The 7,171-nt window shown below is 70.4% G+C and carries 5 protein-coding genes; all 5 read right to left on the bottom strand.

Features of this window, described 5'->3' with window-relative positions; all coding sequences use genetic code 11:
• On the bottom strand, positions 1–1,467 hold a 1,467-nt coding region (locus tag AB1578_20840; GenBank protein MEW6490343.1), incomplete at its 3' end, for an SLC13 family permease.
• Positions 1,464–3,101: an ABC transporter ATP-binding protein gene (locus AB1578_20835; protein MEW6490342.1), complete on the bottom strand. Its 1,638-nt coding sequence runs from the start codon at positions 3,099–3,101 to the stop codon at positions 1,464–1,466. The genes AB1578_20840 and AB1578_20835, both read right to left, overlap by 4 nt.
• Entirely contained in the window at positions 3,098–4,132 is a 1,035-nt protein-coding gene (locus AB1578_20830; protein MEW6490341.1) for an ABC transporter permease, read from the bottom strand. Before AB1578_20830 ends, AB1578_20835 begins: the two co-directional genes overlap by 4 nt.
• Positions 4,129–5,238: a microcin C ABC transporter permease YejB gene (locus AB1578_20825; GenBank protein ID MEW6490340.1), complete on the bottom strand. Its 1,110-nt coding sequence runs from the start codon at positions 5,236–5,238 to the stop codon at positions 4,129–4,131. The genes AB1578_20830 and AB1578_20825 overlap by 4 nt, the downstream gene beginning before the upstream one ends.
• Before the next feature lie 18 nt (positions 5,239–5,256).
• A complete protein-coding gene (locus AB1578_20820) occupies positions 5,257–7,089 on the bottom strand; it encodes an extracellular solute-binding protein (GenBank protein ID MEW6490339.1) in 1,833 nt (610 codons plus the stop codon).
• Positions 7,090–7,171: the final 82 nt, after the last annotated feature.

Here is a 7,171-nt window from a genome sequence, read left to right as displayed (position 1 = left end):
GGCGAGCACCAGATGGGGAGGAAGGGTCCGGGCGAGGTCCCCGATCCGGGCCGCGATCCAGGAGGCGGCGCCGGTGGTCTCCAGGGCGCCTCCCACGGGGATGAGCGCCCCCAGGAGGACGACCACCTGCCAGTCGATGCCCTCGTAGACCTCGGCGGTGGGCAGGACGTTGGCGAGCACCATCACGAGCACCGCCATCACGAGCGCGATGGCCGCCGGGAGGACCCCGAAGGCGATGGCGGCGATCGCGGCAGCGAATACCACCAGGGGTACCAGGGCGCGGCGGGGCTGGAGGTTGAGGCCCCGCTCCGCCAGGGGCAGACACCCCAGCCGGCTCACGGACTGACCCAGGCTGTCGGCCTCCCCCTGGAGGAGCAGCACGTCACCGGGCTCGAGCCGCACGTCCCGCAGCCGGGTGCGGATCTGCTGGCCCTTCCGGGAGATCGCCAGGAGGTTTACGCCAAAGAGGTTTCGCAGCCGCAGCCCCCGCGGGGTGCGTCCCGCGAGCCAGGAGAGCGGGGTCACCACGGCTTCGGCCACCGTCAGGTCGGCCGCTTCCAGCTCTTCGAGCATCTTGGCTGCCTCCACCAGTTCCACGCCCCCCTTGTCCACCAGGGCCTGGATCGCCTTGGAGTCGGCCTTGACCAGGAGCACGTCCCCCGCCCGCAGCACCACCCGGTGCAGGAGCCCCGGGTAGCGCCACCCGCTGCGGATGAGCTGGAGCACGTTGAACTCGACCCCGGCGTCCTCCTGCACCTGGGCCAGGGTGCGGCCCGCCACCTTCTCCCCCTCCGTGATCCGCATCTCGGTGACGTAGTCGGCGATCTCGAAGGGCTCCCCCCCCCCGCTGGCCTTGCGGTCCCGAGGGATGAGCCGCCACCCCACGAGCACCAGGAAGGCAACGCCGGCCACGGCAATGGGCACGCCAACCCACGCGAAGTCGAAGAGGGCGAAGCCCCGGCCCAACGCCTCCCGCCGGAAGCCCGAGACGATGATGTTCGGGGGAGTGCCCACCAGCGTCGTGAGGCCGCCCAGGATGGTGGCAAACGACAGGGGCATGAGGAGCAGCGACGGGGAGTAGCCGGTCTTCCGCGCCGTCGTGATCCCCACGGGCAGCAAAAGGGCCAGGGCCCCCACGTTGTTCATGAAGCCCGAGATGAATCCCCCGAAGAGGCTGAGGGCCGCGGTCTGCCCGGCCCGTGTCTTGGTGGTGGCCGTGACCCGCCGCACCACCAGGTCCACGACCCCCGAGCGCTCCAGGGCGGCGGAGATGGCGAGCACCGCCGCCACCGTGATGACGGCCGGGTGCCCGAAGCCGTAGAAGGCCTCCGCGGGAGGCACGAGCCCCGTGGCGACCGAGGCGAGCAGGGCGCCCACCGCCACCACGTCCACACGCCAGCGGCCCCAGACGAACAGCGCGAGGGCCGCCCCGAGAATCGCGAAGAGGAGGAGCTGTTGGGGGGTCATGGCGAAGCCTGCGGCCGAGCGCTGGCCGTGGAAAGGGGTGTCAAATCGAAGGCGGCGGCAAGGAGCGCCCGGGTGTAGGGCTCCCTCGGATTTCCGAAGACCTCCTCCGCCGGGCCGTGCTCCACCACGCGGCCGTCCTTCATCACGGCGATGTGGTGGGACAGCGCCCGCACCACCTTGAGGTCGTGGCTGATGAAGAGGTAGGCGAGTCCGTGCTTCACCTGGAGCCCGCGCAGGAGCTCCACGATCTGGGCCTGGACCGACATGTCCAGCGCCGAGGTGGGCTCGTCGAGGACGATGAAGCGGGGCTTGAGGACGAGCGCCCGGGCGATGGCGATGCGCTGGCGCTGCCCGCCCGAGAACTCGTGGGGGTAGCGGTCCTGGGCGGCGGGGTCGAGCCCCACCTCCTCCAGGGCCCCGGCGATCAGGTCGTGCCGCTCGGCGGAGGTTCCTCCGAGCCGATGGACCCGCAGGCCCTCTTCGAGAATCTGGCTCACCGAGAGCCGGGGGCTCAGGGAGCCGTAGGGGTCCTGGAAGACCATCTGGAGCTCGCGCCGCAGGGGGCGAAGCTCGCGGGAGCGAAGGCCCTGGAGCTCCTGATCGCCGAAGCGGATGGAGCCCCGGCTCCTCTCCAGGCGCAGCAGGGCCCGCCCCAGGGTGGACTTGCCCGAGCCGCTCTCCCCCACCACCCCCAGGGTGTGGCCGGCCCGCACCCGGAGGCTCACGCCGTCCACGGCCTTGATGTGGGCCACGGTGCGCCGCAAGACACCCTTCTTCACGGGAAACCAGACCCGCACCCCTTCCGCCTCGAGGAGAACGGGAGCATCCTCCGGCCCCGGCTCGGGGCGGCCCCTGGGCTCGGCCGCCAGGAGCTTCCTCGTGTAGGGATGGGCAGGGGCCTCGAAGAGGTCTTGGGTGGGGCCGTGCTCCACCACCTCCCCCTCGGTCATCACGTACACCCGGTCGGCCACCCGGCGCACGATGCCCAGATCGTGGGTGATGAGCAGGAGCGCCATACCGAGCTTGCGGCGCAGGCTCTGGAGGAGCTCCAGGATCTGGGCCTGCACGGTCACGTCCAGCGCCGTGGTGGGCTCGTCGGCGACGAGGAGGTCGGGCTCGTTGGCGAGCGCCATGGCGATCATGATGCGCTGCTGCTGGCCGCCGGAGAACTCGTGTGGGAGCGCGGAGAGCCGGTCCACCGCCTCCGGGAGGCCCACGAGCTGCAAGAGCTCCCGCACCCGCTCCCGGGCGCCCTGGCGGCCGAGCCCCTTGTGGACGAAGAGGACCTCCCCGATCTGGCGCTCCACCGAGTGCAGGGGGTTCAGGGAAGAGAGGGGCTCCTGGAAGATCATGGCGACCCGGTTGCCCCGCAGCTCCCGCAGGCGCGCCGGGGGCGCCCCCAGGAGCTCCTCGCCCCGGAACCGGATGCTGCCCCCGGGGTGCCGGGCGGCAGGGTAGGGCAGGAGCTGGAGCACCGAGAGCGCCGTCACCGACTTGCCCGAGCCGCTCTCCCCCACCAGGCCCACGGCCTCCCCGGGGGCGATCTCCAGGGAGGCCCCCCGCACGGCCCGCACCTCGTTGGCCCCCTGCCCGAAGGAGACGTGGAGGTCCCGGATCTCCAGGAGCGCGCTCATCGCAGGGTCTTCCGGGGGTCGAAGGCGTCGCGCACGGCCTCGCCGATGAAGATGAGGAGGCTCAGCATGACCGCCAGCACGGCAAACGCGGTGATGCCGAGCCAGGGCGCGTGGAGGTTGGCCTTGCCCTGGTTCAGGAGCTCTCCCAGGGAGGCGGAGCCGGGGGGCAGGCCGAAGCCCAGGAAATCCAGCGCCGTAAGCGTCGTGATGGAGCTGTTCAAGATGAAGGGCAGGAAGGTGAGCGTGGCGACCATGGCGTTGGGCAGGATGTGGCGGAACATGATGACCGCGTCGCTCACCCCGAGCGCCCGGGCCGCCCGCACGTAGTCGAAGTTGCGCACCCGGAGGAACTCGGCGCGCACCACCCCCACGAGCCCCATCCAGCTAAAGAGCAGCATGAGCCCGAGCAGCCACCAGAAGCTCGGCTCCACCACGCTCGCCAGGATGATGAGGAGGTAGAGGATGGGCAGGCCCTGCCACACCTCGATGAAGCGCTGGAAGAAGAGGTCCACCGCCCCCCCGAAGTACCCCTGCACGGCCCCCGCCGCGATCCCTACCGCCGAAGACAGGAGCGTGAGGGTCAGCCCGAAGAGCACCGAGATCCGGAAGCCGTAGATGAGCCGCGCCACCACGTCGCGGCCGTGGTCGTCGGTGCCGAGCCAGTTGTCCCTCGAGGGGGGGGCAGGGGCCGGCACCCGCAAGGCGAAGTTGATGGTGTCGTAGCGGTAGCGCACCGGGGGCCAGACCATCCACCCCTTCTCCCGGATGAGCCCGGCCACCTCCGGGTCCCGGTAGTCGGCCTCGGTGGGAAGGAAGCCTCCGAAGGCCGTCTCGGGGTAGGCCTGGATTGCCGGCACGTAGAAGGCGCCTTCGTAGCGCACGAGCAGGGGCCGGTCGTTGGCCAGGAGCTCCGCGCACAGGCTCGCCCCGAAGAGCGCGAGGAAGAGCCACAAAGACCAGTACCCGCGGCGGTTGGCGCGAAAGTTGGCGAGGCGGCGCCGGGTCAGGGGGGTGAGACGCACGGGGGTCACGCCTCCCGGCTCTCGAAGTCGATGCGGGGGTCCACCAGGTGGTAGGTGAGGTCCCCGACCAGGTTCAGGAGCAGGCCGAGCAGGGTGAAGAAGTACAGGGTGCCGAACATGACCGGATAGTCCCGGTTCACCGCGGCCTCGAAGCCCAGGAGGCCGAGCCCGTCCAGGGAGAAGATGATCTCGGTCAGCAGCGACCCGGTGAAGAGCGCCCCCACAAAGGCGCTCGGGAACCCAGCGATGACGATGAGCATGGCGTTGCGGAACACGTGGCCGTAGAGCACCCGGCGCTCCGTGAGGCCCTTGGCCCGGGCCGTTACCACGTACTGTTTGTGGATCTCTTCGAGAAAGGAGTTCTTCGTGAGCATGGTCAGGCCCGCGAACCCCCCGATCACCATGGAGGTCACGGGCAGGGTGATGTGCCAGAAGTAGTCGAGGATGCGCGCGGGCCAGGCGAGCTCGTGCCAGTTCTCGGACACGAGCCCCCGCAGGGGGAACCAGTCGAAGTAACGGCCCCCGGCGAAGAGCACGATCAACAGGATGGCGAAGAGGAACCCGGGGATGGCGTTGCCGAGCACCACCACCGTGCTCGACCACACGTCCAACCGGGAGCCGTCGCGCACCGCCTTGGCGACCCCCAGGGGAATCGAGATCAGGTAGACCAGGAGCGTGGTCCAGAGCCCGAGCGAGATGGACACCGGCATCTTGTCGAGCACCAGGTCCACCACCCGCCGGCTGCGGAAGAAGCTCTCGCCGAAGTCGAAGACGGCGTAGCTCTTGAGCATGCGCCAGAAGCGCTCGTGGGCGGGCCGGTCGAACCCGAACTGGCGCTCGATCTCCCGGATGAGCTCCGGGGGGAGGCCCCGGGCTCCCCGGTACTTGCTGGGGGCCTCACCGGCCCCCGGGGGGGCGTGGGCTCGCACGGCCACGTCCTCCTGCCCTGCCCCGCTCACCCGGGCTGTGGCCTCCACGCCCTGTCCCTTGATGCGGGCGATCATCTGCTCCACCGGCCCGCCGGGCGCCGCCTGGACCACCAGGAAATTCACCACCAGAATGCCGAACAGGGTCGGCACGATCAGGAGGATGCGGCGCAGGGTGTAGGCGAGCATGGGATCGGCGGTCTGCCGCTACGGCACGGACTTGAGGTTGACTCCCCGCGCCTTCAGGGCGGCCTCCCGGGCGGTGTCGACCCACCAGGCGTCGAATCCCAGGGCGTACTTGGGCGCGACCTCGGGCCGCCCGAACTTGTCCCAGTACGCCACGCGGAAGGAGCGGATGTGCCAGTGGGGGATCACGTAGTGGCCCCACAGGAGCACCCGGTCCAGGGCCCGGGTGCGGTGGATCAGGCTCTCCCGGTCGGGGGCCGCGATCACCAGGTCCACCAGGGCGTCCACGGCCGGGTCTTTCACGCCGATGGTGTTGCGGCTGCCGGGCTCGCCCGCGGCGGTGGAGCTCCAGAAGTCCCGTTGCTCGTTGCCGGGCGACAGGGACTGGCCGAACACGTCCACCACCATGTCGAAGTCGAAGTCCTCGACCCGTTTCTGGTACTGGGCCGCATCCACCGTGCGCACCCGGGCCTCGATCCCCAACCGCTCCAGGTTCTTGGCAAAGGGCAGGCTGATGCGCTCCCAGGTGGGGGCGTTCAAGAGGATCTCGAAAGAAAAGGCCTCGCCCTGGTCGTTGCGCAGCTTCTTGTCCCGCACCGTCCATCCCGCCTGTCCCAGCAGATCCAGCGCCTGGCGCAGGTTCTCCCGGATCTGGCCCGAGCCTTCGGTGGCGGGGGGCCGGTACTCCCGGGTAAAGACCTCCTCGGGGATGCGTCCCCGGAAGGGCTCCAGGAGCGCCAGCTCCTCCGGACCCGGGAGCCCCGTGGAGGCGAGCTCGCTGTTGGAGAAGTAGCTCGAGGTGCGGGTGTACTGCCCATAGAACAGGTTTGCGTTGGTCCACTCGAAGTCGAAGGCGTAGGCCAGGGCCTGGCGCACCCGAGGGTCCCGGAAGAGGGAACGGCGGGTGTTCATCACGAAGGCCTGCATGCCCGTGGGCCGCTCGTGGAAGATCTCCTGGCGTATCAATAGACCCTGGCGCGCGGCGGGCACGTCGTAGCCGGTGGCCCAGTCCCGGGCCACGTTCTCCTGGCGGAAGTCGTACTCGCCCGCCTTGAAGGCCTCCAGGGCCACGGTGGCGTCCCGGTAGTAGTCGAAGCGCATGCGGGCGAAGTTGTGGCGCCCCCGGTTCACCGGCAGGTCGCGCCCCCAGTAGTCCTCCACCCGGGCGTAGGTGATGGCACGCCCGGGGTCCACGTTGGCGATCCGGTAGGGGCCGCTCCCCAGGGGCGGCTCCAGGGTGGTGCGGTCGAACTCGCGCCCCTCCCAGTAGTGGCGCGGCAGCACGGGCATCTGCCCCACGATGAGGGGGAGCTCCCGGTTCTCTCCCTCAGAGAAGGCAAACCGCACGGACCGCTCGCCCACCACCTCCGCCCGCTTCACGCTGGCGTAGTAGGCCCGGTAGAAGGGGTGGCCCTGCTCCTGGAGCAGGGCGAGGCTGAAGACCACGTCCTCGGCCGTCACCGGCGCCCCGTCGTGCCAGCGGGCTTCGGGCCGGAGGTGGAACACCGCCCAGGAGCGGTCCGCGGGCACCTCCACGGCCTGCGCCAGGAGGCCATACTCGCTGAAGGCCTCGTCGTCGGAGCTGGTGAGGAGCGTGTCGTAGAGCCCCCCCAGGCCCACCGCGGCGACTCCCTTGAGGTTCAGGTGGTTCAGGGTGTCGAAGGTGCCGATGGCGTGGAGCCGTACCTCGCCTCCCTTGGGTGCGTCAGGAGTCACGTACTCGAAGTGGGGGAACCCGGGCCCGTACTTGGGGGCCCCGTGCATGGCCAGGGCGTGGACGGGCGCCTCGGCGGCGGCCCCGGAGGCGCAGGCCAGGAGGGCGGCCAAGAGAAGGGGGGGCGTCCAGCGGGTCATCGTGAGACCTCCCTTGCGGCGCCGGTCCGCGCGGTTGCGGGGCGGGCACGTTGCCGGACGGATTATGACCGGTGGGGCGGGA

The organism is Thermodesulfobacteriota bacterium (assembly GCA_040756475.1).
Taxonomy (GTDB): Bacteria; Desulfobacterota; Deferrisomatia; order Deferrisomatales; family JACRMM01; genus JBFLZB01.
Note: the sequence above shows the minus strand (reverse complement) of the source record. Positions and strands in the feature narration are given on the sequence as shown.